The sequence below is a fragment of the Acidimicrobium ferrooxidans DSM 10331 genome (genome assembly GCF_000023265.1).
GTDB lineage: Bacteria > Actinomycetota > Acidimicrobiia > Acidimicrobiales > Acidimicrobiaceae > Acidimicrobium > Acidimicrobium ferrooxidans.
The window spans coordinates 580,719-606,220 of the sequence record NC_013124.1; the positions used below are offsets into that span (position 1 = coordinate 580,719).

Annotated in this window: 23 protein-coding genes; 17 read left to right on the forward strand and 6 right to left on the reverse strand. The window is 70.3% G+C overall.

The features are described 5' to 3' along the window. Positions 1 to 17: 17 nt before the first annotated feature. The 3 genes from mobF to typA all read left to right on the forward strand — a co-directional run bounded on the left by mobF (position 18) and on the right by typA (position 4,845). Positions 18 to 2,027 carry a MobF family relaxase gene (gene mobF, locus AFER_RS02940; RefSeq protein ID WP_015798025.1) on the forward strand — a complete coding sequence of 670 codons (2,010 nt, stop codon included), beginning with the start codon at positions 18 to 20 and terminating at the stop codon, positions 2,025 to 2,027. 74 nt (positions 2,028 to 2,101) lie between these two features. After that, a complete protein-coding gene (locus tag AFER_RS02945) occupies positions 2,102 to 2,986 on the forward strand; it encodes a cytochrome c oxidase assembly protein (RefSeq protein ID WP_015798026.1) in 885 nt (294 codons plus the stop codon). A gap of 29 nt (positions 2,987 to 3,015) precedes the next feature. Beyond that, complete coding sequence (typA, locus tag AFER_RS02950) at positions 3,016 to 4,845, forward strand: translational GTPase TypA (RefSeq protein WP_015798027.1); 1,830 nt, start codon at positions 3,016 to 3,018, stop codon at positions 4,843 to 4,845. On the opposite strand, the gene AFER_RS02955 is transcribed toward typA, so the two are convergent. Together AFER_RS02955 and AFER_RS02960 are read right to left on the reverse strand one after the other, a co-directional pair. Next, the gene (locus AFER_RS02955) at positions 4,813 to 5,163 is read right to left on the reverse strand and encodes a hypothetical protein (protein ID WP_015798028.1); all 351 of its coding nucleotides are present in this window, start codon (positions 5,161 to 5,163) and stop codon (positions 4,813 to 4,815) included. The two genes, typA and AFER_RS02955, sit on opposite strands and share 33 nt — an antisense overlap. Beyond that, positions 5,150 to 6,139 (reverse strand): lysylphosphatidylglycerol synthase transmembrane domain-containing protein, encoded by a 990-nt coding sequence (locus tag AFER_RS02960; protein ID WP_015798029.1) that lies wholly within the window; start codon positions 6,137 to 6,139, stop codon positions 5,150 to 5,152. Before AFER_RS02960 ends, AFER_RS02955 begins: the two co-directional genes overlap by 14 nt. 49 nt (positions 6,140 to 6,188) lie before the next feature. On the opposite strand from AFER_RS02960, the gene AFER_RS02970 reads away from it, so the two are divergent. The 8 genes from AFER_RS02970 to AFER_RS03005 all read left to right on the forward strand — a co-directional run bounded on the left by AFER_RS02970 (position 6,189) and on the right by AFER_RS03005 (position 16,436). Beyond that, complete coding sequence (locus AFER_RS02970; protein WP_015798030.1) at positions 6,189 to 7,430, forward strand: FAD-dependent oxidoreductase; 1,242 nt, start codon at positions 6,189 to 6,191, stop codon at positions 7,428 to 7,430. Next, positions 7,427 to 8,770: an acyl-CoA carboxylase subunit beta gene (locus AFER_RS02975; RefSeq protein ID WP_015798031.1), complete on the forward strand. Its 1,344-nt coding sequence runs from the start codon at positions 7,427 to 7,429 to the stop codon at positions 8,768 to 8,770. Before AFER_RS02970 ends, AFER_RS02975 begins: the two co-directional genes overlap by 4 nt. A gap of 6 nt (positions 8,771 to 8,776) precedes the next feature. Further along, on the forward strand, positions 8,777 to 10,573 hold the full coding sequence (locus AFER_RS02980) for a WYL domain-containing protein (protein ID WP_015798032.1): 1,797 nt from the start codon (positions 8,777 to 8,779) through the stop codon (positions 10,571 to 10,573). Next, positions 10,563 to 10,988 (forward strand): pyridoxamine 5'-phosphate oxidase family protein, encoded by a 426-nt coding sequence (locus tag AFER_RS12255; RefSeq protein ID WP_015798033.1) that lies wholly within the window; start codon positions 10,563 to 10,565, stop codon positions 10,986 to 10,988. The genes AFER_RS02980 and AFER_RS12255 overlap by 11 nt, the downstream gene beginning before the upstream one ends. A 40-nt stretch (positions 10,989 to 11,028) precedes the next feature. Continuing rightward, positions 11,029 to 11,571: a MarR family winged helix-turn-helix transcriptional regulator gene (locus AFER_RS10805; protein WP_015798034.1), complete on the forward strand. Its 543-nt coding sequence runs from the start codon at positions 11,029 to 11,031 to the stop codon at positions 11,569 to 11,571. A 159-nt stretch (positions 11,572 to 11,730) separates the two neighbouring features. After that, complete coding sequence (locus tag AFER_RS02995; protein ID WP_015798035.1) at positions 11,731 to 14,067, forward strand: MMPL family transporter; 2,337 nt, start codon at positions 11,731 to 11,733, stop codon at positions 14,065 to 14,067. Continuing rightward, entirely contained in the window at positions 14,039 to 14,875 is an 837-nt protein-coding gene (locus AFER_RS03000) for an enoyl-CoA hydratase/isomerase family protein (protein ID WP_049755267.1), read from the forward strand. Before AFER_RS02995 ends, AFER_RS03000 begins: the two co-directional genes overlap by 29 nt. 13 nt (positions 14,876 to 14,888) lie before the next feature. Next, entirely contained in the window at positions 14,889 to 16,436 is a 1,548-nt protein-coding gene (locus tag AFER_RS03005; protein ID WP_015798037.1) for an AMP-binding protein, read from the forward strand. Here AFER_RS03005 and AFER_RS10810 read toward each other — a convergent pair. Continuing rightward, positions 16,433 to 17,230, reverse strand: coding sequence for a PIG-L deacetylase family protein (locus tag AFER_RS10810; protein WP_015798038.1), 798 nt, complete (start codon positions 17,228 to 17,230; stop codon positions 16,433 to 16,435). The two genes, AFER_RS03005 and AFER_RS10810, sit on opposite strands and share 4 nt — an antisense overlap. Further along, a complete protein-coding gene (locus AFER_RS03015; RefSeq protein WP_015798039.1) occupies positions 17,227 to 17,847 on the reverse strand; it encodes a glycosyltransferase family protein in 621 nt (206 codons plus the stop codon). Before AFER_RS03015 ends, AFER_RS10810 begins: the two co-directional genes overlap by 4 nt. A gap of 29 nt (positions 17,848 to 17,876) precedes the next feature. Here AFER_RS03015 and AFER_RS03020 point away from each other — a divergent pair, with 29 nt between their 5' ends. Beyond that, positions 17,877 to 18,479 (forward strand): ribonuclease HII, encoded by a 603-nt coding sequence (locus tag AFER_RS03020; RefSeq protein WP_015798040.1) that lies wholly within the window; start codon positions 17,877 to 17,879, stop codon positions 18,477 to 18,479. 797 nt (positions 18,480 to 19,276) lie between these two features. Then, positions 19,277 to 20,179 (forward strand): DMT family transporter, encoded by a 903-nt coding sequence (locus tag AFER_RS03030; protein WP_015798041.1) that lies wholly within the window; start codon positions 19,277 to 19,279, stop codon positions 20,177 to 20,179. Between the two features lie 137 nt (positions 20,180 to 20,316). Here the strand turns inward: AFER_RS03030 and AFER_RS03035 are convergent, their stop codons facing one another. Further along, on the reverse strand, positions 20,317 to 21,111 hold the full coding sequence (locus tag AFER_RS03035; protein WP_015798043.1) for a hypothetical protein: 795 nt from the start codon (positions 21,109 to 21,111) through the stop codon (positions 20,317 to 20,319). Between the two features lie 94 nt (positions 21,112 to 21,205). Further along, complete coding sequence (locus AFER_RS03040; protein ID WP_015798044.1) at positions 21,206 to 21,445, reverse strand: hypothetical protein; 240 nt, start codon at positions 21,443 to 21,445, stop codon at positions 21,206 to 21,208. A gap of 245 nt (positions 21,446 to 21,690) precedes the next feature. On the opposite strand from AFER_RS03040, the gene AFER_RS03045 reads away from it, so the two are divergent. Genes AFER_RS03045 through AFER_RS03060 form a run of 4 tightly spaced genes read left to right on the forward strand, consistent with a single transcriptional unit; the run spans position 21,691 to position 25,485 of the window. Continuing rightward, positions 21,691 to 21,915, forward strand: coding sequence for a hypothetical protein (locus AFER_RS03045; RefSeq protein ID WP_015798045.1), 225 nt, complete (start codon positions 21,691 to 21,693; stop codon positions 21,913 to 21,915). Further along, entirely contained in the window at positions 21,912 to 22,757 is an 846-nt protein-coding gene (locus AFER_RS03050) for an alpha/beta fold hydrolase (RefSeq protein WP_015798046.1), read from the forward strand. Before AFER_RS03045 ends, AFER_RS03050 begins: the two co-directional genes overlap by 4 nt. After that, positions 22,750 to 24,330 (forward strand): Mur ligase family protein, encoded by a 1,581-nt coding sequence (locus AFER_RS03055; protein ID WP_015798047.1) that lies wholly within the window; start codon positions 22,750 to 22,752, stop codon positions 24,328 to 24,330. Before AFER_RS03050 ends, AFER_RS03055 begins: the two co-directional genes overlap by 8 nt. Before the next feature lie 45 nt (positions 24,331 to 24,375). Beyond that, positions 24,376 to 25,485 carry a D-alanine--D-alanine ligase family protein gene (locus AFER_RS03060; protein ID WP_015798048.1) on the forward strand — a complete coding sequence of 370 codons (1,110 nt, stop codon included), beginning with the start codon at positions 24,376 to 24,378 and terminating at the stop codon, positions 25,483 to 25,485. Positions 25,486 to 25,502: the final 17 nt, after the last annotated feature.

A 25,502-nucleotide genomic window follows, 5' to 3' on the forward strand; every position in this document is an offset into this window, starting at 1 on the left:
TGGCGACCGAGGGGCCGATGCGACTCACTGGGATTCGACGGGGTCTCGCCTACTACGCACGTGCTGAGCTCGCGGATGAGCCGTACGCGCCCCGGGCGTTGCTCGGGAGCGGATGGCGAGAGTATCCGCACGCGGCAGCGCTCGCGCTCGACGAGCTGGTGCTCGAACCCGCCCCGCGCACGCTGATCCACGCGGTCGATCTCACCATCGCTGCCCCCAAGGACGTCTCGGTCGTCTGGGGTCTCGCCGCCGAGCCCTTTGCCGAGGCCGTGGCCGAGGCCCATCGAGGCGCGGTGGCCGACGTCGTCACGTGGCTCGAGCGCCTTGACCTCGCCCGTGTGGTGGACGGGGAGGCGGTCCCCGCCAGCGGCGTGCGCGGGGTCGGCGCGCACCATCGCTTGTCGCGCGCTGGTGAGCCCCACCTGCACACCCACGTCGTCCTCGCCAACGCGATCGAGGTCGGCGGGCAGGTAGCGCCCCTCGACCATGGGCGCCTGCGGCGAGTGTTGCCGGCCCTCGAGCTCGGGTATCGGGTCGAGCTTGCTGCTCGGTTGCGTCGTCTCGGTCTCGTCGTGGACGGCGATGGCCTCGGGCGATGGGCGGTCCGCGGCCTCGATCGTCGGGTGGCCGATGCCTTCTCGACCAGGCGCAGCGAGGTGCTCGCCCAGGCGGGCTCGACCGCCTCGGCCCGAGCTCGTCAGGTGGCGGCACTCGCATCTCGACGAGGGTGGGCCGAGGGACCCGTCGACCTAGTGAACAGGCGCGAGCGATGGCGCGAGGCGGCACGACGCGAGCGTCGCGACGGGCCCGGCGAGCGCGGTGCGGTCGCTGCGACCGCCCAGGCCAACCGTCATGGAGAGCCGATCCGTATCGCCGACCCGTTCTTCGCGGAGTTCTCCTGGCAGGCCCGCGCTGTGCTCGATGCCGGCCAGGGCCTCGGCGACCTGGTGGCAGCGAGCCTCCGAGCGGCCGTCGGACCGGCTCGGGCGCGCGGGTTGCTCATCGGCGCTCGGATCCGGGCTGCGGGGAGCGAGCTCGCCCTCGATGGTTCGCTCGTGCGTCGCTACGGAGCGCTGCCGCTGGCCGATCGACTGGCGCTCGCGGGCATCGACCTCACGCGCCCCATCGTCGAGGTGTCGAGTCGCGATGCCGTGCGGATGGCGGACGAGCTGCGGCGTGCGACCGGGCGAGAGCACGTGCGCGTGGTCGCACGGAGCGATGCCGAGGCCGCCCTGCTCCAGCGCCTCGGGGCGTTCCGCGATGGCCGCCATCCCGCCCGGGTCGTCGTGGATGCCGTCCATCGTGCCCCGAGTGACCTGCGTGCCCTCGTGACGAGTCCGGAACGGAACCTTCTCGTCGAGGTGCGTCGTCGGCCCGTCGTGCCGTCTCGATCCTCCCTGTCGCTCCAGCGTGACGGTCGTCGCATCGAGCTCTGCGCCGATCTCGAGACCGCGCTCGAACGCTGCGGCGCCTCCGTCGCCGAGGTGCTTGGGCGCGGTGAGGACGTGTGGCCGGTGGCGGTCGTCCCGGACACTGCGTACGCACGGCAGCTCCGACGCGTGGTGGCACGTGCGTTCGGGGTCGATCCGCGCTCCCCGGTTCCTGGAGAGCCGGTCCTCGTGCCACGGACTGGGCGAGGCCGCGTCGTCGACGTGTCGCGCGATCGGGTGACGGTCGAGACGGGGGGCGCCCGGATCGACGTCGCCGCGAGCGAGGTGGTACCGCTCGCCATCGCGACCGAGGGGAGGGCTCCGATCGCCTTGGGGCCCGACCTCCAGCGGGGGGTCGAGGTGTCTGTAGTCGTGGCGCCGGAGCTCGAGCGGTTCGTCGCGACTTGCCGAGCGCTCGGGATGGATCCGCGGCGGATCGAGGCTGCTCCGCCACGCGAACTGCTGACCGATCCGACCGCCCGAGCGCTGTGGCGTCAAGCCCGCGGGTTGCATCGCTCACTGCTCGGGCGGCTCGAGCTCGGCGAGCGGACTCGTGAGGTCGATCTCCCGGGTCTCGACCGGGGCCGGTGGCGTTGAGGAGTCTTGCGAGGCCCCTGCGATGGCGGTAGCCTCGTCTCAGAGCCGTTGCTCTGGTGCCTGGGGAGAGGTCGATGGTTGGCGTCGTCACCGCGTCGTCATTGCTCGAGGTGACACCGCCCTACGGCGGCGTCATCGTGCTCATGCTCGGCGTGCTTGCCTATTGGGTCGGGGTGCCGAGGTTGGCGCGTACGTTGAGCATGTCCCCGAAGCGGGTTCGTCTCCGCGACGTCGCGACGCGGCGGCAGCGACTCGCGTGGAGTGCGGCGCTTGCGATCGCGATCGTCGACGAGTCCTGGCCCGTGCTCGAGCTCGCCAGACGCATCTCGCTGGTGGCCTATCTCCTCCACAACCTGGTCATCGTGCTCGTGGTCGTCCCACTGGCGCTGCTCGGGTTGCCGGGGTGGGTCGTCTTTCGCCTCACTGAGCGTCGATGGGTGGACGCCGTCTTGTCGCTCATTGCCCGCCCGCTGGTGGCGACCGTGCTGTTCTGTGGCGTCACGATCCTGTCGATGCTCTCGCCCATCGTTGAGGCACAAGCGCGATCCCTGGTGGTCTTCGTCTACCTCCAGGTCGTGCTCGTCATCGCGGGTGTCGCGCTGTGGGTACCGGCCCTGCGCCTGCAACCGGGCGTGGAGAAGCTGTCGACCGGCGGTCGGGTTCTGTTCCTCTTCGCTCAGAGTCTGATTCCGTCGTTCCCCGCCGTGGCGCTGATCTTCGCGAAGCACTCGTTCTATCCGTTGTTCGCACGCAACGTCCACATCGTCTTCGGGGTGTCGGGCGTCGGCGACCAGCAACTTGCCGGTGCGTTGTCGAAGATCCTCACCCTGGGGATCCTTTGGACCACGGCCGTTGTTATATTGGCGAGGGCCCAGACCCGCGAAGATCGCGGGGACGACCCGGAGCCCATCACCTGGCTCGACGTCGAGCGAGAGCTGCGCCGTAGCTCGTCCGGGTAGCCCTCGGGCCAGAACCGTGAGGAGCACGCGTGCAGCTTCGCAACGTGGCGATCATCGCCCACGTCGACCATGGCAAGACGACCCTCGTCGACGCCCTCTTGCGCCAGGCGGGAGCGTTCCGCGAGGGCGCCGAGACCGAGGAGCGCATCCTCGACTCCATGGATCTCGAGCGCGAGCGGGGGATCACCATCTTGTCGAAGGCGACCGCGATCCCGTTCGGCGACGTCATCGTCAACCTCGTCGACACGCCCGGTCACGCGGACTTCGGTGGTGAGGTCGAGCGAGCGCTCTACCTGGCCGACGGCGCGGTCCTGTTGGTCGACGCCGCGGAGGGCCCGCTCCCGCAGACCCGCTTCGTCCTGGCCAAGGCCATCGAGCGCGGCCTCGCGCTCGTCGTCGTGATCAACAAGGTCGACCGGCAGGATGCGCGCCCGCACGAGGTGCTCGACGAGGTGCTCGAACTGTTGCTCGAGCTCGGTGGTCCCGACGTGGATCTCGACGTCCCGGTGGTCTACGCCTCGGGACGCGCGGGGCGGGCCGACCTCGAGTTGCCCATGCGGAGCGAGGACCTCACGCCGCTCATCGAGACGATCCTCAAGCACGTGCCGGCTCCCGATGCCGATCCCGACGGCCCGCTGCGCGCCCAGGTGCTCAACCTCGACGCCTCGACCTATCTCGGCAGACTCGCCCTCGTTCGCGTGCACGCCGGTCGACTGCGCCGGGGCCAAAGCGTGGCTCGGGTCGGCGTCGACGGGCGCGTGAGCACTTTGCGCCTCGGCGAGCTGTTCCGGATGCACTTCCTCGAGCGCGTGCCCACCGACGAGGTCATCGCGGGCGACATCGCCATCGTCGCAGGTGTCGAGGACATCGGCATCGGCGAGTCGCTGTGCGACCCCAACGATCCGGAGCCGCTCGCGCCGGTGCACGTCGACGAGCCGGCGATCGCCATGACGTTCAGCGTGAACACCTCGCCGCTCGCCGGACGGGAGGGCACCAAGCTCACGGCGCGCCTCTTGGCGCAGCGCTTGGCACAGGAGATCGTGGGCAACGTCTCGATCCAGGTTCGCCAGACGGAGCGCAGTGATGCGTTCGAGGTCCAGGGCCGGGGGGAGCTCGCGCTCGGGGTCTTGATCGAGCTGATGCGGCGTGAGGGCTTCGAGCTCACCATCTCGAAGCCCCGCGTCCTCACGAAGCTGGTCGACGGCGAAGTGTACGAACCCTACGAGCGCCTCGAGGTCGAGGTGCCAGAGGATCTCTTCGGAGCGCTCACGCAGGTCCTCTCACCGCGAAGGGCCGAACTCGTGACGCTGGAGCACTCCCAGAGCGGCTGGGTGCACACGGTCTATTGGATCCCGGCCAGAGGCTTGCTCGGCGCGCGAGGCGAGCTGCTCACGCAGACACGCGGCCAAGCGGTCATCCATCACTCCGCCGATGGCTACGGACCGTGGGTCGGCCCGATCCGCCCCCGGGTCGCGGGGAGCCTCGTCGCCGACCGGGCTGGTGTGGCCACGACGTACGCGTTGCTGTCGTTGCAGGACCGTGGCACGCTGTTCATCGGCCCGGGTGACGAGGTCTACGAGGGCATGGTCATCGGGCTCAACGCGCGTCCAGGTGACATGGACGTGAATCCGACCAAGGAGCGCAAGGTGACGAACATGCGCTCGTCGACCGCCGAGGAACTCGTCCGTCTGACCCCGCCACGACGCTTGACGCTCGATAGTGCCTTGGAGCTCATCGGCGACGACGAGTGCGTCGAGGTGACGCCGAAGGCGGTGCGAGTGCGCAAGGTCCAGCTCGTCGGGAGGGAGCGCGCCAAGGCGCGCCGATCAGGCGAGATCGGGGGGACGGAGGCGTCGTAGCGGGAGCTCCCGCCTGGTGAGTGGCCGGGTGGCCCCCAGGCGGTACACCTCCCGGACGAGGTGGGCGGAAGGTCCGGGCACCTCGAACAGCACGACGCAGTACGGCGCTCGTGACCTGGGCACACCGAGGGTCGGCCCGACACGACCGGGCACCTCGGCGAGGCCGCGGAAGTGGGCCTTCGCTGGTGCGTGGACGAGCGCCGCCTCGAGTGGACGCACACAGTTGGCCGCGGACGTCCCGCCGGCGGAGCGCGCTCCACCACAGGCGCAGAGCGCGGCCGCGAGCACCAGGCTCGTCACGAGCTCACGTCGTGGCATTGGTTGGCCTCCTGGCGATCCAGAAGTAGGCCGCCCATCCGATCGGCAGCCAGATCCAGTAGCTGGCGAGTCGATAGAGGATGACGGCTGCGAGCATGGGCACCGGCGCTCCTCCGAAGGCCACGAGCGCGACGGTGATGGATCCCTCGACGACGCCGAGCCCGCCTGGCGTGATGGGGAGGTTCGTCGCGAGGGCACCGACGACGTAGGCACTGGCCGCGGCCGCCACGGACACGTGGGCATCGACGGCGGCGAGCGCGACGAGGAGCGCGCCGAAGTCGAAGGCCCAGTTGCCAGCCCCGAGGCCAATGGAGGCGCCGAGCCGGCGCGGTGGGATGCGCAGCGGCTGCAGACGGCGTGCACTCGCGGCGAGGCGTCGCCATCGCACGCGGGTGGCGAGACGGGTGAGGAGCTCGGCGACCCAGGCCGACAGGCGCTCGAGCTGCCACAGGGCGAGCGCGGCGGCGATGCCGACGGCGACGATCAGCGCATCGTCGAGCGACGAGAGCACGCTGGACGCGGGTGCGTGCACCACGAGCGCGAGTGCGAACAGGGCGATCAGGGTACCCATCGCGACCAGGTTGGAGGCGGCGATGACCGAGGCGGCGGCGAGGACGTCGACGTCGGCGTCGTGGAGCTGGGCGACCACCCAGACGGCGCTCACACCGGCGCCGAAGGGGATCGAGTTGGTGATCGACAGGGCTGCGAGCGAGATCGCGAGGAACCGGACCCACCCGAGTCGCGTTCCGCTCGGGAGGAGGACGTAGGTCATGAGCGCCCACGCCGTGTCGCTGGCCGCCTCCAGGACGAACGCGATGGCACCGAGGACGGCGTTCGCGTGGAGGACGATGGCGACCGATCCCGAGAGCTGGGCGCGCTGGGAGGCGAGTGCCCAGGCTGCGACCGCGATCCCGACGAGACCGACCAGGAGCCGCCAGTGGTGGCGAACGCGCGCCAGTCGGGCCGGTGGAGCCATCGCTCGCGCAGGCTAGTGCGGCGCAGGCTGGCCGTAGACTTGGCCGGCGGTGCCGGGGCGGCACCTCGGGCGTTGGGAGGGCGGCACGAGCGAGTTCGACGTCATCGTGGTCGGGGCTGGCGCTGCCGGGCTGGCAGCGGCGTCTTACCTGCACTACGCAGGCTTCGAGGTGGTCGTGGTCGAGGCCGAGGCAACGGCGGGCGGTCGGCTCCGCACCGACACCGTCGACGGCTACCGGCTCGATCGTGGCTTCCACGTCGTCCTCGAGGGCTACCCGGAGCTTCGCCGGCTCCTCGCGCCAGGGACCACCGGCCTCGTTGGGCTCTTCCCCGGTGTCGCACTGCTCGCGCCCGGCGCGCCGGTTCGAGTCCTCGCCGATCCGCGCCGCGTCCCCGCGACCGTCGCGACTACCGCCCGCGAGCTCTGGCATCTGCGTGGGATCCCGCGCGCTCGCCGGCTCGTCGAGCTCGTCACGCGTGCCGATCCGTCGGTCGCGGATCTCGTCGGGGCGCTGCCCGAGCCGCTCGGTCGTCGGCTCGCCGGGCCCTTCGCTCGTGGGGTCCTGCTCGCACCCGAGCTCGACGTGCCCCTGTGGCGTGCAGGCGAGGTGGTGCGTGGGTTCTGGCGTGGCCGTGTCGGCCTGCCACAGGGGGGCATCGCCACCCTCGCGGACATCCTCGCTCGGGACCTCGAGGGTCGGATCAGGACCGCGTCGCCGGTCGCCGCCGTCGAGTCCGGTGGCGTCGTGCTGGAGAGCGGGGAGCGTCTCGGGGCAGGCGAGGTCATCGTGGCCGCCGGTCCCGAGGCCAGCGCTCGGCTCCTCGGGGCCCCCAGGCTCACCGATGGCCTTCGTTGGCGAGCCCAGGGCTATGCGCACCTGCGGGTCGCGGGACCCGTGCTCGAGCTCCCGGTCGTCGGGCTCGGTCCCATGGACGAGCCGATCTGGACCGTCTGTGAGGTGGGGGCCGCGGACCCGCTGCGAGCGCCGATGGATCGGGACGACACGCTCGTGACGGTGAGCTTCGACCCGACGCTCGATCCGGCGGACGTGCAGAGGGCGGCGGCCACGTTGGTGCCCGCGCTCGGATCGGCCGAGCTGCTCGCGATCGACGTGGTGGCTCAGGCGCTCCCAGCGCTTCGACGTGCGCCTGCGGTTCGCATCGCCCGGGGCGTCACGCTCGCGGGCGACTGGACCGCATCTCCGAGTCTCGACGGCGCACTCGGATCCGGGCGGCGCGCGGCGGAGGCAGCGGCCCGTGCGCTGCGAGGAGCGGGGAGTGAGGATCGATGATGCGTGAGGTCGAGGTTCCCATCGAGGCGGCGAGTTCGGGCTCGGTCAGTGCCCGGATGCGCTACCGCGATGGCCGTCGCGTGATGTGGGTCGCCTCGCGTCCCACCACGCGCCGTGGGGCGCTCTCTGAGCGCGACGGCCATCGGATCGCGCGCGCGGCCGACCTCGCGAACCGGCTCGGGATCCCCCTCGTGCTCGAGCTGTCGACCTCGGGAGCGAAGATCACCGACGGGGTCTCGGCGCTGCACGGATGGGGGATCGCGGCGAGCGCGTTGGCACGCTGCTCCGGGCGCATCCCGATCCTCGCCGGTCTCGTGGGGCCCGCCGTCTCGGGACCGGCCCTGCTGCTCGGGGTCGCCGACTGGGTGGTCGTCGCCCCCGATGCCTTCGCGTTCTTGTCGGGACCCCAAGCCGTCCGCGAGGTCACCGGCCTCGACGTGTCGAACCAGACGCTCGGTGGCTCGCAGGTGCTCCTCGCCCGGTCTGGGGTCGCCTTCGAGGCTGCCGACGATCGTCGGGGGGTCGAAGAGGCGATCTGGAGTGTGCTCGACTACCTCCCGGACTCCACCGATGAGGTAGCCCGACGCATCCACCCCATCGATCCCGATCCGATCGACCTCGATCGGCTGATTCCGGACACGCCGACGGCGGCCTACGACGTCCGCGACGTGGTGCGGGGCATCGTCGACGAGGGTTCGTTCCACGAGCTGAGACAGGCGTGGGCGAATCAGCTCGTCGTCGGGTTCGGCCGCATCGAGGGCCGCGCGGTGGGGATCGTCGCGAACCAGCCCATGATCATGGCCGGGACGCTCGACATCCAGGCGGCCCAGAAGGGCGCCCGTTTCGTTCGTCTCTGTGACAGCTTCAACCTGCCCGTCATCACGATCGTCGACACGCCGGGCTTTCTCCCGGGCAAGGACGTCGAGTGGCGGGGGATGATTCGCCACGGTGCAGAACTGGCGTTCTCGTACGCGGCGTGCCAGACACCGCGGGTGTGTCTCATCGTGCGCAAGGCCTACGGCGGTGCCTACATCGTGATGGACTCCAAGGGGATGGGCAACGACGTCACCCTCGCGTGGCCGTCGGCGGAGATCGCGGTCATGGGGGCCCAAGGTGCCGTGGAGATCTTGCACCGTCGTGCCGACGAGGAAGCGCGCGCCGCGGCCAAGGCCGAGTACGAGGAGGTCTACCTGACCCCGTGGATCGCGGCCGAGCGAGGCTACGTCGATGAGGTGATCGAGCCGTCCGAGACTCGTTCGCGCATCGCTCGCGCAGTCGAGCTCCTCGTGACCAAGCAGGAGCACCTGCGGCCCGCCAAGCACGCCAACTCGCCCCTGTGAGTCGCCGTGGTCGACGTCGCACTCGAGCGCCTCGTGAACGTCGTCACGCTTCTCGCGGAGCACCCCACGCCGCTCGAGCGCGACGAGATCGTCCGCACCGTGCCGGGGTTCCCGGCTAGTGACGCTGCGAGCGCGCGCGCGTTCGAACGCGTCAAGGAAACGGCGCGCAGTCTCGGCATCGAGATCGAGACCGTCACGTTGCCCGGACGCAGTCGTGTGGGCTATCGGCTCCGGCCCACGACCTGGCAGCTCGAACTCGACGACGCCGAGGTGGCGGCGCTCGAGGCGGCCCTGGGTGCGGTGTGGGTCGCCGGCGTCGAGCCCGGCCTCGCCCGCATCGGGCTCGCGGTGGGGGCGGTGCCCGCGCGTGGGCGACGGTCCTCGCTGCTCGATGCGCCCCCGGCCATCGTGACCGCGATCGCCGAGCGCGCCGTCATCGAGATCGGCTATCGCGGTGAGCGTCGTCGCCTCGCCCCGGTCGGCATCGGCGCGAGATGGGGGCACGCCTACCTCGTCGCCGCCGACGACGACGGGGTGATCAAGACCTTTCGCGTCGATCGCATCGACGAGCCGATCGTGGTGCTGGAGGCCCACCACGAGATCGCGCCGGTCCCGATCGACGAGGTGCTGCCTCGGCACCCTCGCGAGCTCGTCATCGACCGCCCGGTCCAGGTCACCGTCCAAGGTCCGCCGGAGAGGCTCGCGGCCGTGGGTGCCGACCCGGAGACGGGTTCCCTTCGTGCGGCCAATCTCGACGTGGTCCTGGCCGACGTGCTCCTGCACGACCTCGCGTTGGTCGGGCCCCAACTGGCGCGCGAGCGCTTGGCGGATCGCCTCGCGACGGCCGAGCGGGCGCTCGCCGCGACGCCGACCGCGAAGGTGCCTCGGGCCGGCGTCGAGCGCACGAACCTCGCGACTCGCTACGCCATGCTCCAGACCATGCTCAGGGTGCTCGGCGAGCGGGGTCGAGCACCGCTGTCGGAGTTGGCGGCGGTGGCGGGCACGACGCGAGAGCTCGCCGCCGAACTGCTCGAGACGGCCTCGCTGTGCGGGTTGCCGCCGTACTCGCCGGACGTCTTGCTCGAGGTCCTCGTCGACGACCCCGACGGCGAGGTCGAGGCGCGGCTCGAGCGAACGCCGCCACGGGGTTCGCTCGCGATCGAGGAGGCCGTGAGCGTGGGGGCGACCCTCGAGGCGCTTCGTGAGGCACTCGGCGGCACCTTGCCGCCGGTGCTCGATCGGCTGCGTGCGCGCATCGCCGAGGGTCTCGGTGTCGTGCCGCGGCTCGTCACCGAGCCTGGCGAGCGTGCGTCGCTCGTGACCGTGCACGAGGCGATCGTGCTCGGCGCGTGCCTGCGCTTTCGCTATGCCCCGATCGGTGCGCCGAGTGGCGAGCGCCGTGTGCGCCCTCGTGAGGTCCACGCGCTCGATGGCGTCTGGTACCTCGACGCGGTGACGAGCGACGGGAGGATCCGCACGTTCCGCCTCGATCGCATGAGCGAGCTCGTGGTCGAGGCGGGTTGTGACATCGAGGAGTCGGATCGATCGCCTGCGACGACGACCGTCTCGTTCGTCGTCGACGTGCCACGAGCCCTCGAACCGCTCGCGGAGTACCTCCTCGGGTCCGCTGCCGAGGCGGTTCAGGGCGGCGTGCTCGTGCGAGCGCACTCGATCGGATGGGCCGCCCGGGTCGTGGTCGCACTCGGCGCCACGCCGGTCGCTGGACCCGCGACGCTCTTCGACGAGGCGCGCGCCGTGCTCGCCGCGGCGCGGCGACGGCTCGAGGCCGACCGTGACGACTGAGCCTGCTCGTCGCCCCGACGCTCGAGCGGCGCTGGCGCACGGCGCGCGCGTGGTCCTCTCGACGCGCGACGAGGCGTTCGGGGTGCATGCGGTCCTCGTCAACGCCTTCGTGATCGGCGGCGATCCTCTCGAGGTCGCCGTCCTCGCGCGCACGACGTCGCGCAAGGTCGCGAACCTCCGACGCGACGGGCGCTGCGCGCTCTGTCTCGTCGAAGGGACGAGCTACGTCACTCTGGTCGGGTTGGCGCGCGTCGACGCCGATCCAGGCGCGGTGACGCGGGCCGAGCGCGCCTTCGCCGAGGCGTTCGGCCGGCCGCCACGGCCAGCACCCGAGGGCTCGCGCGTGCTGGTCGCCGTTCGGGTCCAGCGCGTGCTCGCCGACGGTCCTCGGCGGCCGGTTCCCGAAGGCCGGTAGGCTCATCCTCGGCCGATGTCGTCGTGAGGCGGGAGGTAGCGTGGCCAGGGGCACGAGCTCGCTCGAGCAACGGGGCGACGCATCGTCGTCTGCGTCGAGAGACCTGGCGCTCCGACTGATCGCGAGCCTCCTGCCGATCAAGAGCGTGCTCGGCGGGCGAGCCGCCCTCGGCGACTGCGGGGAGCAGGCAGCGGGGCTCACCCCGCGCCACGTCCACCTCTTGGTGGAGGTGCTGGTGCGCGGTCCCCTCAGCGTGAGCAGTCTCGCCGAGATCGCAGGCGCCAATCTCGCCTCGGCGTCGGTCGCGGCCAGCCAACTCGAAGCCGCTGGTCTCGTCGTGCGTACCGAGGATCCGGTCGATCATCGTCGCACGCTCGTGCGGGCCCTGCCGGGCGCCGAGGCGTTCGTGGCGGCGTTCCTTGCCACACGCGCTGCTGCGCTCGAGCATGCGCTCGCCCAACTCGAGCCTGGCCACGCGGAGCAGCTCGTCGAACTCCTCGACGAGCTCGCCAAGGCACTACGGGTTTCGATCCGCGAGGCTCGCACGCCCCTGTCGGCGCGATCGCCCCAGGTCGACGAGTGAATGGTTACTGAAACGAAACAAAGTAGGGCTCGACGGGTACGCGCGGCGGGTGGCTAGGGTGCACTCGACGATGCCATGTCGGAACATGTGGATGGCGCGCGCGGTTGGGTCACTCGCGCAGAGCTTCGAGCCGTTCGGCCATGAGCTGGGGAGGACAGCGTGAGTCGCTTCTTTGATGCCTTGGGCCACTGGGTGGTCAAGCTCCGGTGGTTCATCGTGGTCGCGTGGATCGCCGCCCTCGTCGCGTCGGTGTCGTTGTTGCCATCGCTCGGTTCGGTGGTGCAGAACAACTTCCAGAACTTCCTCCCAGCCCAGTCGCCCTCGCTGCGTGCTGCGGCGCTCGCCAATCGCATCCAGAACGTCAACGAGTCGCTCGTCGTCATCGTCGTCGATCGGCCGACCGCGCCGCTCACGAGCACCGATGCGACGTACGTGGCGCGTCTCGTCCATGAGGTGCGACACGTGCCGAGGGTGCTGACCGTGGCGGTGGGCGCGATCTCGCCCACCCGACAGGCGGAGCAGATCGAGGTGCTCTCGAGTCGATCGCAGTTCTCCGACACGGGCACGAAGGCGTTGGTGGACGCCATCGACGGCGTCATCGCCTCGAGTCATCCTCCGGCTGGCCTTGCGGTGCACCCGGCCGGTGCGGTCGCCACGGCGGTAGCCCAGGCGGGCCAGAACAACACGAACGCGTCCAACACCCAGCTGTTCTCGGTGCTCTTCATCCTCGTGCTGCTGTTCCTCGTCTTTCGGTCGGTCCTCGCGCCGTTCATCACCCTCATCCCGGCGTTCCTCGTCTCGGTGTTGGCCGGCCCGATCGTCGCTCGCTTGACGAGCGTGCTCCACTACCAGGTGTCCAACATCACCCAGCTCCTCATGATCGTCTTGATCCTCGGAGCCGGGACCGACTACGGGCTGTTCCTCGTGTTCCGTACTCGCGAGGAGCTCCAGCGCGGCTTCTCGGGTGCCGAGGCGGTGCAGCGGGCGATCGCGCGCGTCGGTGAGTCGGTGAGCTTCTCAGCGTTCACGGTGATCGCGGCGGTGCTGTCGTTGATCACGGCGACGTTCGGCTTCTACAAGGGGCTCGGGTGGCCGCTCGCGATCGCCGTGTTCATCATGCTCCTCGCCGGCCTCACGCTGCAGCCAGCACTGCTCGCCATCTTCGGGCGCGCTGCGTTCTGGCCGAGCCGGCCGCATGGTCGGGGGGTCCGCGTGGGCTGGTGGGGGCGCGTCGCCCAGCGCGTGGTCCAGCGCCCGGCCCTCACCCTCATCGTGGGCGTCGTGTTCTTCGGAGCCCTCGCGGCTTTTGCGCCTCAGAATGCCCCGTCAGGATTCGCGACCACCACCACCGCGCCGGCGGGAACGAGTGCCGCGGCGGGCAACGCCGCCTTGAGCCGCTACTTCCCGCACGCCAGCTACAACCCCACGGAGCTCGTGTTCCGCTTCCGCACGCCCATCTGGGACCACCTCTCGACGCTCGAGACCCTCCAGAGCGCCGTGAGCCGCTCGCCCCTCTTCACGCAGGTGACCTCGCCGCTCGCTCCGGCTGGCTTCCCGATCTCGGTGACGGAGCTCAGTGCACTGCACGCCCGCCTCGGCGATCCCGCCAAGCTCCCACCGACGCCGATCGGCGGCATCTCGCCCGTCGTGTACTCGCAGTATCGGTCGCTGAAGAACCTGATCGGACCGACTGGGCGCACCGTCGTCGTCGAGGCGAGCCTCACGGCTGGCGCACCCGGGTCGACGCCCGCGATCAACGCGGTTCCCGCGATTCGCACCTTCACCACCCAGCTCGCCCATCGCGTCGGTGCAACGACGAGCGGGGTCGCTGGCGAGGCGCCGGCGTCCTACGACGTCTCGAGCGCGTCGAACCACGACCTCACGCACATCGTGCCGATCGTCATCGTCATCATCGCGCTGCTGCTCGCCCTCGTGCTGCGCTCGGTCGTGGCGCCGCTGTTCCTCGTGGTCTCGGTGGCGCTGTCCTACTTCGCAGCCCTCGGCCTCGCTGTGATCGTCTTCATGAAGTTCGATCATCAGAGTGGACTCATCTTCGTCCTGCCGTTCATGCTGTTCTTGTTCTTGCTCGCGCTAGGGGAGGACTACAACATCCTCGTCATGACGAGGATCCGTGAGGAGGCGCACGATCTGTCGATGCGCGAGGCGGTCGTGCGCGCCATCGGCGCGACCGGGACCACCGTCACGTCGGCCGGCGTCGTCCTCGCGGGAACCTTCGCGGTCCTCGCCTTTGCGTCGCTCGGGCAGGCCGAGATCGAGGAGATCGGCTTCGGGCTGGCGCTCGGCGTGCTCATGGACACGTTCCTCGTCCGCACGCTCCTCGTGCCGAGCTCCGTGGTGCTGATCGGTCGACTGGCCTGGTGGCCATCCAGGCTCGCTCGTTCGGGTCACCTCGAGGTGCCGCCGCCGCGTGACGAGGTCGATCGGGTCGGCCTCGAGGCTGAGGTGCGTGGGACGCTCGAGCACGACGACGCCTGAGCGGGGCACTGTGGGTTGGGTTCACGCCTCGATCGACGCACCCACCGGCGTCGCGAGCATCGTGCTGGATCGGCCGGAGCGCCGTAACGCCCTCAACCTGACGCTGTGGCGCCGGCTCGCAGAGGTGGCGCGCGAGGTCGCGGCCGACCCCGCCGTCCGGGTCGTCGTGATCGAGGGTGCCGGGGGTCACTTCTGTGCCGGAGCCGACGTCAGCGAGTTCGGTGATGCGCGAGTCGGGGAGGCCACGCTGACCTACGATGCGGCGACGGAGGCCGCCGCGGCCGCCATCGAGGCGATCTCGGTGCCCACCGTCGCGCTGGTCGAGGGGGCCTGCCTGGGTGGAGGGGTGTCGATCGCCCTCGCTGCCGACGTCGTGCTCGCTGCCGCGAGCGCTCGGTTCGGCGTCCCGGCGGCGTCGTTGGGCACGCTGTATCCCGAGGGGGCGCTGGGTCGGCTCGTGCGTCGCGTCGGCGATCGACGCGCTCGCTGGTTGCTGCTCGGGGCCGAGCGCATCGGCGCCGTGGAGGCGGTCACGATCGGGCTTGCCGAGCGGGTGGTCGACGATCGCGCGAGTGGGTACGAGCTCGTCGTCCAGATGGCAACCCTGTCGTCGATGACGCAGCAAGCGACCAAGCGGGTGCTCGCCGATCAGCGTGTGCACGGGGAGCTTGCTCGGATCGTGTTCGCTGCCCAGGACTATGCTGAGGGCCGCCGCGCCTTTGGCGAGCGGCGAGCGCCGCGCTTCATGAGTTCGTGGGAGGCACGTCGGGCGCTCGAGGGGGGATCGGGGTCTCTCGAGGACCCGTGAGAGAGGGGGGACCGTGCGGGTTCCGTTGACCATCCGCGACTTCTTGCGTCGCGCTGTCGAGGTGTTCCCCGAGCGCGTCGCGGTCATCGACGAGCCGGGCGTGGTCGGATCGCTCGGGACGCTCACCTACCGCGAGTTCGACGCGCGCGTGCGGGGTCTTGCGAGCGCGCTCGCGGCCCGGGGGATCGGGGTCGGTGATCGTGTCGGGATCGTCTCGCCCAATGCGGCGAAGTTCCTCATCGCCTACTGGGGCGTGTCGGGCTACGGCCGTGTCCTCGTCCCCATCAACTACCGGCTCAGTCGGGACGAGGTCGCCTACATCGTCGAGCACTCCGGCACCTCGCTCCTGCTCGTCGACCCGGAGTTCGCCGAGACGTTCGCTGGCGTCGGCGGTGTCGAGACCATCGTGCTCGACGGGGTCGACGACGCTGCGCTCTTCGCGGCAGCGGCGGCGGATGAGCCGGGGCCTGCGTGGGAGCCGGACGAGGACGCGACGGCGTCGATCAACTACACCTCGGGCACCACGTCGCGTCCGAAGGGCGTGGAGCTCACGCACCGCAACTGCTGGGTGAACGCGACGGTGTTCGGTTGGCACCTCGGCGTCAACGATCGCGACGTGCTCATGCATACCCTGCCCATGTTCCACGCGAACGGGTGGGGCATGCCGTACGCCGCCACCGGCATGGGCGCGACGCACGTCGTCGTGCGCAAGATCGTCGGCGAGGAGATCCTCCAGCGGGTCTCGGAGCACGGTGTGACGCTCGCGTGTGGCGCACCGGCGGTCTGGGCCGCGGTCCTCGATGCCGCTGCCGTGCGACGTGACCGTGGTGAGTCGGTCCCCGGACGGGACCAGGTCCGCATCGTGGTCGCGGGTGCGCCGCCGCCCTCGCGCACGGTCGAGCGGGTCGAGACGGAGCTCGGCTGGCAGTTCAACCAGATCTACGGCCTCACGGAGACCTCCCCCGTGCTCACGGTGAATCGACGTCCGAAGGAGTGGGACGATCTCCCGATGGCGGAGGTCGCCAAGCGGCTCGCCAAGGCCGGGACCCCTGCGATCGGCGTCGAGCTGCGTACTGACGCCGACGGCGAGGTCCTCGCGCGTTCCAACGTCGTCTTCAAGGGCTACTGGCGCCAACCTGAGGAGACGGCCGCCGCACTCGAGGGTGGCTGGTTCCACACCGGTGACGGTGGCGTCAAGGCCGGTGGTTACCTGACGATCATGGATCGCAAGAAGGACGTCATCATCTCGGGCGGCGAGAACGTCTCGTCGATCGAGGTCGAAGACGTGCTCTTCCAGCATCCGGCGGTCGCCGAGGTTGCGGTCATCGGGGTACCGGACGCCAAGTGGGGCGAGACCGTGAAGGCGCTCGTGGTCGTGAAGGACGGCCAGACGGTCAGTGCCGAGGAGCTTCGGGAGTTCTGTCGAGAGCGGCTCGCGCACTACAAGTGCCCGACCAGCGTGGAGTTCCGCAGCGAGCTCCCGCGAACGGCGACGGGCAAGCTGCAGAAGTACAAGCTGCGCCAGCCCTACTGGGAGGGGTTCGAGCGGCAGGTGAACTAGAGATCGTCGAGGAGTCGGAAGTCCTCGACGAGCGGTATAGCGGCATCGAGCCGCTCGGCCGCGCGGGACGCCGCGGTCCGTAGGCGCGCGACGAGCGTCGCCGTGGGGTCGTCCGCCGCCGTGACGCCGTAGGTGGTGCGGTACTGGCTCTCGTGGCACGCGAGGAGCTCGGCCTTGCGTGCGATGGCCTCGTCGGTCGTGGGTTCGGCGTGATCCGGCGCTGGCGACTCGTACAGGGCCAGGTAGCGCGGTCGGTGGGCCGCGTGGAACCCCGGCTGCCACGTGGGTTCGCGGGCGTCGGCGAGCGCCTGGAAGGTCGCGGTTGCGACCGCGCGATGGTCCGGATGGAGGCGGCCCGGGTGGTCGGGATCGTGGACGAGCACCACGTCAGGGCGGCAAGCGCGGATGGCGGCGGCGATCTGCCACGCGAGGAGCGCGACGTCGCGAAGGCGCCCGTCGGGGTGACCGAGGAGGCGGAGGTCTGCGCCGAGGAGCGCTGCTGCACGTGCCGCTTCGCGGGCCCGGGTCGCTGCGAGCTCGGCGCCGTCGATCGTCGTGTCCCAGGTGCCGTGGCGTCCGTCGCTTGCAACGAGGATGGTGATCGCACAGCCGTCGTCGGCCCAGCGCGCCAGGGTCGCGCCCGCCCCGAGTTCGACGTCGTCGGGGTGGGCGCCGATGGCGAGCGCACGAGCCGGGGTGGCAAGGGGGGCCTCGTGGCGCAGGTGCGCGCCTTGGAGGGCTGCGGTGACGCCGGCGGCTTGGCGAGCCGGGGTCGGTTGCTCGTTCGTCGTCATGGCGATGGTGCCTTCGCGCGGTCGATCGGCGGGCACGGTGCGTCCGGCCAGTGGAGGGCTGGGTCGAGCGCGGTGAGGGTCCGGGCGAGGTCGAGGTCGTCGTCCGTGTCGATGTCGAGCAGGAAGCGCGTGCCGAGGAGCTGCACGCGTCCGTAGCGCTCCCGTAGCGCGCTCATGTGTCGGCGGAGGGAATCGGGGCCAAAGGCGAAGGGGAACGCGGCCGCTGGCTCGGGGAGCCACAGCGCCACGGTCCCGGTGAGATGATGGTCGGGTGCGACGGCACCGACGTCGCCGAGGTCGGTGGGGAGTGCGAAGAACGGGAGGTCGGCCGGGACCACGAGGACGCGACCGTCGAGGCCCGCCACGGTCTCGCCGATGGCAGCGTTCAGCTCGCGACCACGTTGGTGCTCGATCGCGAGCCCGAGGTCTGCGGCCAGCTCCTCGACGCTCGGGTCTTCGGCGAGGACGAGGACGGAGGCCGGCTGCGAGGCGCTCGCGATGTGCGTGACGCACGCGCGAACGAAGGCTCTGCGCTCGTCGCGGCTGAGTGTGTCGGCGAGGCGGGACTTCGCCCGCTCGAGGGAGCGCTGGATGACGACGACGACCGATGGCTGCACTGGTGGCCGAGTGTAGGCTCGCTCGGCGCATGCTCCACCAGCCATCGGGTGATCGGCTCGTCGGGATCGACGAGGTGGGTCGCGGTGCCTGGGCCGGTCCCGTGGTCGTCGGTGCCGCGCGTGGATCGGTGGCAGCCGCCGCCGCCATCCTCGCGCATCCGCGCGGGGGGGTGCGCGATTCGAAGGCCCTCTCGCCTGCGGCGCGCGAGGCGGCACTCGGCGCGCTCGAGGCGGCGGGTCTCGAGCTCACGGTGGGTTCGGCGAGTGCTCGCGAGATCGACAAGCTCGGACTCACGGGGGCCTTGCGTCTTGCTGCGCACCGTGCGCTCGGTGCAGCGAGCGAGCTCGAGGTCCTGCTGGATGGGCGTGTTCCCTACGTCGAGGCCGGTCGTGTGCACTGTATCGTCGGAGGGGATCGCCGCCACCCGCTCATCGCCGCAGCCTCGATCGTCGCGAAGGTGCGGCGTGACGCGTTCATGGTGGCGCTGGACGAGCTCGCTGCTGGCTACGGATTCGCCCGTCACAAGGGCTATGGCACCGCCGAGCATCGGCGTGCGCTCTCAGAGCACGGAGTGACACCGTGGCATCGGCGCAGCTTCGGGCCGATCGGTGGGATGGTTGAGCACGGGTGATCGGCCCCTGGCGGAGCACGCCGAGGGCGCGCGCCGGGGTGTCGCTGGTGTGCGACGCGCTCCGCTGTGGCGATATCTGCGAGTCTGGGGGCGGGAAGGGCCCGTCGTAGGCAGTCCTGTCGCGTGGTGCGGGTGAAGCGGTCGATGTGACCTTCCCGTTGGCGACGAGCGGCGAGAGCTCGCAGATCGTGGCCTTGGAGCATGCCGTCGTCATGGCCCGGCCACCCGAGGCGCCCTCCCGGGACGCAGCGCTTGGCCCTTCCCTGCGTGGGGTTGTTCGTGCACCTCGACCGAGGACCGGAGCTACGAGCGTGCGACCGACGAATCCGCCGCTCGATGTCGGGGTGCGTCGTGCCCATGTCCCACAAGGTTGTCCCGGAGCACAGCCGGACTGGTCGCTGTCGTCCGGGCGCTGGTGACCACCTTGGCGAGTGTGCTCGTCGTGCGCGCCTGGGCTGCGCGAAGACCGAGAGCCCACAGCGCATCGAGCTCACGGATGGCCAGATGGCGCACAGCGCACGGACGTGCCGCGCTCGGCTTGCTCGTGCGGAACTGTGGCGACGAGGTCCTGATGCCGCCGGTCGGCTCTGGGCAGTCGGAAGCTAGATCTACGGCGATGCAGTCAGCCTCCCGCCCGAGGAGTGCGTCTCGTGGAGGGAGCTCCCTGCGCTGCAAGGCTCGCTCCGCAAGCCCCTCTGGCCGAGATCCTCGCAGAACGGAGGACTCCTGCCATGGGCCAGCCAGTCCAGTCGCGTGGGTGAGGTGCTTGTCCTGGAGCCTCCTAGGCTCGCGGGGCGATGGAGCGCCGCAGCCTCGCCGCCCTCGGGGTGTTGTCAGTGATCTGGGGCTGCTCGTTCCTGTTCATCAAGGTCGGTCTTGCCACGTTCTCGCCGGACCTGATCGCGTTCGTGCGAACGACACTCGGCGCCTCGGTCGTCCTCGCAACGGCGCGCCTTCGTGGGTGGGCGCTTCCTCGAGGATGGCGGCTCTGGGCCAAGCTCGCGGTCGCGGCGCTCGTCTCGAACACCTTGCCGTTCATCCTCTTTGGCTACGGCGAACAGCACGTGAGCGCGGTGCTCGCAGGATTCATCAACGCGACGACGCCGATGTTCACGTTCCCGCTCGCCGTCGCGCTCAAACTCGAGCGCGTGTCGGTCGGGCGTATCGCGGGTCTTGCCGTCGGGATCGTCGGCGTCGGTGCGGTCGTCGGGATCGGGACCGGGGCGATCAGCGGCGCGTCAGGTGTCGGGGTGCTCGCCTGTCTTGCTGCGGCTGCGCTCTATGCGGTCGGCTTCGTCTACGTCCGCATGACACTGGGACTGACCGGCGCCAATCGCACCGGCCTCGCTGGAGGCCAGCTCGCCATGGCCGCGCTCGAGACCGGCGTCGTGGTTCTCGTCATGCGGCAGGGCATCGGGACCGTGCATCCGCTCGCGCTCGCCGCCGTGGCGACCTTGGGTGTCGCTGGTACCGGCATCGCCTACATCGTCAACTTCGCGCTGATTCATCGATCTGGGGTCGTCGGCGCCTCGCTCACGACCCTCACGATGACCGTCGTGTCGACGGTCGCCGGCGTGGTCGTGCTCGGAGAACCGCTTCGCTGGTACCAACCGATCGGCGCACTCGCCATCCTCGTCGGTGCGTGGCTCGTCCAGGGCGCGCGTCCCGTCTCGACCAGGCTGGTGCCGGCGACCGAGTGACCAGGGGAGGTCCGACGGGAGCTCGTCGTGTGGGAGGCGGGCACGTCTCGAACCTGGGCTGCGGTGGACGGGAGCGTAGCGGTCGATGACGATCGGGCGCTGATCGAGTGGCGGCGAGTCTTCGGCAGGGGCGGTGTCTAGGAGTGGTGCTCTACGTAGCGAGCGATACGCAGGTGGGTCGCCTGGCGCCGACGACCATCGGCCAGCGACCTCGGTGAGTATCCAGGGACCGGTTGTCGGTCGGCGATCGCGGCGAGGCGAGTTCCCGTGTCCATCGCGTGCTGCCAAGCCCGAGCCTGACCGAGTGCGGTGTAGGCGAGCGCGACGCCAGCGGCGAGAGCAACGACGACGAGACCGGTCCGTAGGAGCGACCCGCTGCGGCGGGCCAGCGCGCCGCGGAGGTCGTGGCCCGAGCTGTGCAACGAGCGCTTGGAGTAGGCAAAGGTATGGATGAAGAGGAGCACCAGCCAGATCCCGGCGAGCAGGAAGTGCGCAGGCGCGAGGAAGGTGTCGGAGAACGACGTCGGCCCGGCGAACGTGAGCTCGGCACCTGAGAGGACGACGAGCACGGTGACCACGACGAGCAGGGGAGCGAGCAACCGGAGCGGGAGCCACGGTGCACTGCGTACGTGCGCCGGCGAGCTCGAGCGGTAGAAGGAGGCGAAGCGCCACGTCGCGAGCCCGAGCTTCAGTACGAGCATCGGGATCAGGACGACCCCGATGACGATGTGCCAGAAGAGCGCGATGCGCAGGTCGAGCGCTGTGAGGACCTCGAGCGCGCTCAGGACGAGCAATGCAACGCCGCCGAGCGCAACTCCCCTCGCGACCGCGATCGCTCGGGGCGACTCGCGCGCTCGTTCCTCGTCGAGACGGTCGAACGACGCGTGATCGAAGAGGTGTTCGAAGAGCGAGTTCTCCTCGCTGTAGAGCACACGACCTCCCAGGCACGAACGTCCCAGCGGCGCGATCGAGCGACAGAGACGTCCTTGGTTCAAGTATACGGTCTGGGCAGGTGTCGCGTCGGGATCAACCCTCGGCGGGCGGTCGCAGGTCGATCGTGAAGGTCAAGATGCCGTCCTCAAGCTTGGCCGTGGCGTCGGCAAGTAGCGAGAAGTCGAAGTAGTCGAGTTCGGCCTGCTCGCGGAAGCGACGGCGCTCCGGGCCCTCGACGGGTGGGAGCGGCCGCTGTCGTACGGCTTCGGCGCGTTGGCGAAAGCGTTCGACGATCGCGGTCGGATCGAAGCTCGCGGCCTCGTCGCTCGGCATGAGACCTCCTCGTGGTCGGTGTCGACACGGCTCTGGACCACGGCAGCGAACCTGCGGGCATGCCGGGCCGTGGTGGCGCGTTAGACCAGTCTACGAGGGGCGCTGCGAATCGGAAGGCAGCGGCCCTCGTGGCCTGCAGAGTAGACTGGCGTGGGCGCCTGCCGAGGCAGGGCCACTGCACGGCTCGCGGGCGAGCACGGTGCCAGCGGCCGAAGGGCCGCGCGAGGAGAGAGCGGGAGTGGCTCGTGAAGAAGGGGCGTCATCGCCGGTACGAGGAGGCCCGCAAGGCCAAGCGTGGGCTTGCGGCGCCGCTGGTTCGTTGTGACGAGTGCGGAGGCGATGCGGTTCACGGCCACGCATCGTGGTGCCGGGCCTATCTCCTCGAGGAGGAGCTGTTCGCTGGCCACGTCGATGACGACGGTGAGCCAGAGCCGTCGGCGTGGATCGAGGGGGAGCGCGGGGCCGAGTGAGCGAGCCGCACGCGGTTCCACCCGAGTCGTCGGAGATCGTCTATTCACTGATCGAAGACATCGACGGCATTGAGATCGCGGCGCGCTATCGGCGCGGCGACGATCCCCTCCTTGTGTATCTCCACGGATGGGGTCGGTCGTTGGCGGACTTCGCGCCGTACCTCGGCCGAGGTCCATGGTCGGCCGTGGCACTCGACCTGCCTGGGTTCGGTCGTTCGACGCCACCGCTTCGACCGATGGGCGCGCGGGGCTACGCGGAGTTGCTCCGAGAGCCGCTCGCCAGCTTGCGGCGACGCCTGCAGGCCTCACGCATGATCCTCGTGGGCCACTCGTTCGGCGGACGGATCGCGGCCGAGTTCGCCGGACTCGCGACCGACGCGGACGCCCTGGCAGGCGTGGTGATCGTGGCGAGTCCACTGCTGCGCCCTCAGGGTGGTCGGCCTGCGCTCGGCTATCGCGTGGTGCGATCGCTGCACGCTGCCCATCTCGTGCCCGCCACGGCGCTCGAGTGGGCACGCGGGCGTTGGGGATCGACCGACTACCGCCAGGCGACCGGGGTCATGCGCGACGTGCTCGTTCGGACGGTGAACGAGCAACACCTTGGTGCGCTCGAGCGTGCTCGGGTTCCCGTCGAGTTGGTGTGGGGTGCGCTCGATACGGCGTGTCCGGTTCCGCTCGCCGAGCGCGTCGCGGCGCGCGTCGCGGGAGCGAACCTCGACATCCGAGCGGGCGTGGGTCACGACGTCCCGCGCGACGCTCCGGAGGCCGTGTGGGGCGCGATCCATCGACTCCTCGGGCGGATCGAGCCTCCCGTCGGCTGCGAGGAGCAGCTCAGTGAGTAGCGTCGCCGGCACTCTCGGAATCGTCATCGGGCTCGCCTCCTGGGTGGGGGCGCTCCGGTGGCTCCGCGTCGCCCAACGCGAGCACTACATCCCGGGTCGCATCTGGCTCTTCGTGCGACTGTGGTTGCGTGAGTCCCCGGCGTCCATCGTCATTGCGGTGGTCGGGTTCTTTGGGGCGGTGTCTGCGTGGAGCTCGGCACTGCCGCGGATCCCTCACCTCATCGCAGGAGCGGTCGCGGCGGCCGCGAGCATCGCGGCGCCGATCGGCCTCGGTCTTCGCGGGCGCACGAGCCCGTTGGCCCTCACCTGGCGCCTGCGTCGACTGGCGCTCGTCGTCGTGATGGTCGATCTCGTCGTGGTCGGCGTCGGTATCGCGGTTGGCGAGCCGCTCGGTGCGGCCGTGAGCGCCGGCTGGCTCTCGCCGCTCCTCGTGGATCTCGCACTGCGCATCACCGCGCCGCTCGAGCGCAGGCTGATGGGCCGCTTCGTCGACGAGGCGACGTCTCGGCTCAGGCGTGTTCGCCCGCGCGTCGTCGGTATCACCGGATCGTTCGGCAAGACCACGACGAAGGGCTACGTTGCGGCCCTCGTCGAGGGGACGTATCGCACGCTCGCGACGCCCGCGTCGTTCAACAACCGCGGGGGTCTCGCTCGCGCCATCAATGAGCATCTCACATCCGACGTCGAGGTCTTCGTTGCCGAGATGGGCATGTTCGGACCCGGCGAGATCGCCGAGCTCGTCTCGTGGGTCAGGCCGGAGATCAGTGTCATCACCGCCATCGGCCCGGTCCACCTCGAACGGCTCGGATCCGAGGCGGCCATCGTGCGAGCGAAGCTCGAAATCGTCGAGACGGCTCGGGTGGTGGTGCTCAACGTGGACTATCCGCGCTTGGCGCTGGCTGCGAACGCGCTGGAGCAGGAGGGCGCGAGGCGGGTCGTTCGGGTGTCGGCGATCTCGCTCGAGGCGGACGTCGCGGTCAAGCCCAACGACGAGGGCGAGGTCGTCGTCTACGCGCACGGCGCGAAGATCGCCAAGGCGGCGCTCGCCGACGTCGTGGCCGGCAACCTCGCCTGCGCGGTCGCCGTCGCGCTCGAGCTGGGGGTGGCGCCGGAGGACATCGCCGAGCGGCTCGGACGCATCAAGCCAGCGCCCAACCGGCTCGTCGCCGGCGTCTCGCCGACCTCGGGCGTCGAGGTCCTCGACGACACCTACAACGCGAACCCGATGGGTGCGCGCCGGGCACTCGATGCGCTCGGCGCGCGCCGTGACGGTGGAGGGCGGCGCGTGGTAGTGACGCCGGGCATGATCGAGCTCGGGCGCCGTCAGTACCTGGAGAACTTCAAGTTCGCCAAGGCCGCGGCTCAGGTTGCTTCGCACATCATCGTCGTCGGACGCACCAATCGACGAGCCCTCGAGGCCGGTGCCGACGAGGGGCGGGACGAACCCGGCTCGACGCTCCAGGAGCTACGATGGGCTCCCGATCGGGAGCATGCGGTCGCGCTGGTCCGCGAGATGCTGGAGCCGGGCGACGTCGTCCTGTACGAGAACGACCTTCCCGACCACTACCCGTAGAGCGAGCGCGGGAGCGCTCACGGCTGACGAGCAGAAGGAGGCAACGTGGCCACGACGCGCGTCGGCGTCTGCTTCGGCGGCCCAAGTCCCGAGCATGACATCTCCATCCTCACCGGGCTGCAGGCGCTCCGCGCGCTGGCCGAGAGCGGTGGGTCACCGGTCGCGATCTACTGGTCGAAGGAGGGGTCGTTCTACCGCGTCGAGCCCTCCCTCGAGGCCGAGGCCTACGCGGGCGGGGTCCCGGCGGGGGCGAGACCGCTCGAGCTCGTCGTCGGGCGCGACGGCGGCTTCGTCGAGCCGAGGGGCGGCCTGCGACCAAAGCGCGAGCTGCTCGAGCTCGACGTGGTGGTGAACTGCTGTCACGGCGGTCCGGGCGAGGACGGGGCGCTCCAGGGGGCGCTCGATCTTGCGGGCGTGCGCTACACCGGCCCCAGTGCTCGGACCGCCGCACTCGGGATGGACAAACTCGCGTTCGCGAGCCTGTTGCGCCACCACGGCATCGCGTGCTTGCCGCGCGAGGACGGGCGCCGCGTGACCTTCGACGGACCCTACATCGCCAAGCCGCGCTTCGGCGGCTCGTCGATCGGTATCGAGGTCCTCGAGGATCGGGCCCAGCTCGAGGCACGCATGCAGCGCTCGGAGCATTTCCGCGACGGCATGGTCGTCGAGCCCTATCGCCCCGACCTCATGGATGTACAGGTAGCCCTCCGGCGTTTCCCGACCCCGACCCTGTCGGCGATCGAGCGTCCACTGCGCAGCGCCCCGGGCGAGCCCATCCTCACCTATCGAGAGAAGTACCAGCCCATCGGGGGCATGGCGACGGCCCCACGGGAGTTGCCGGCTGCGATCGCTCCCGAGCTCGCCGAGACCATTCGCTCCCTTGCCCTCAGCGTGGGCGAACTCCTCGATTCGCGGGGAGTCATGCGGGTGGATTTTCTCGCCAGCACCGAGGGCGAGTGCTACGTCAACGAGGTCAACACCATCCCAGGGAGCCTGTCGCACTACCTGTTCGTCGAGCCGAAGATCCCCTTTGCGGCCCAGCTCGAGGCCGACATCCGCGAGGCACTCGAGCGAGCGACCTATCGGCCGAACGTGGCCGGGGCCGACGGCTCGGTCCTGCGCTCGGCGGGGTCCATCGCGGCCAAGCTCGCCTGAGGAACACGACCCCTCGT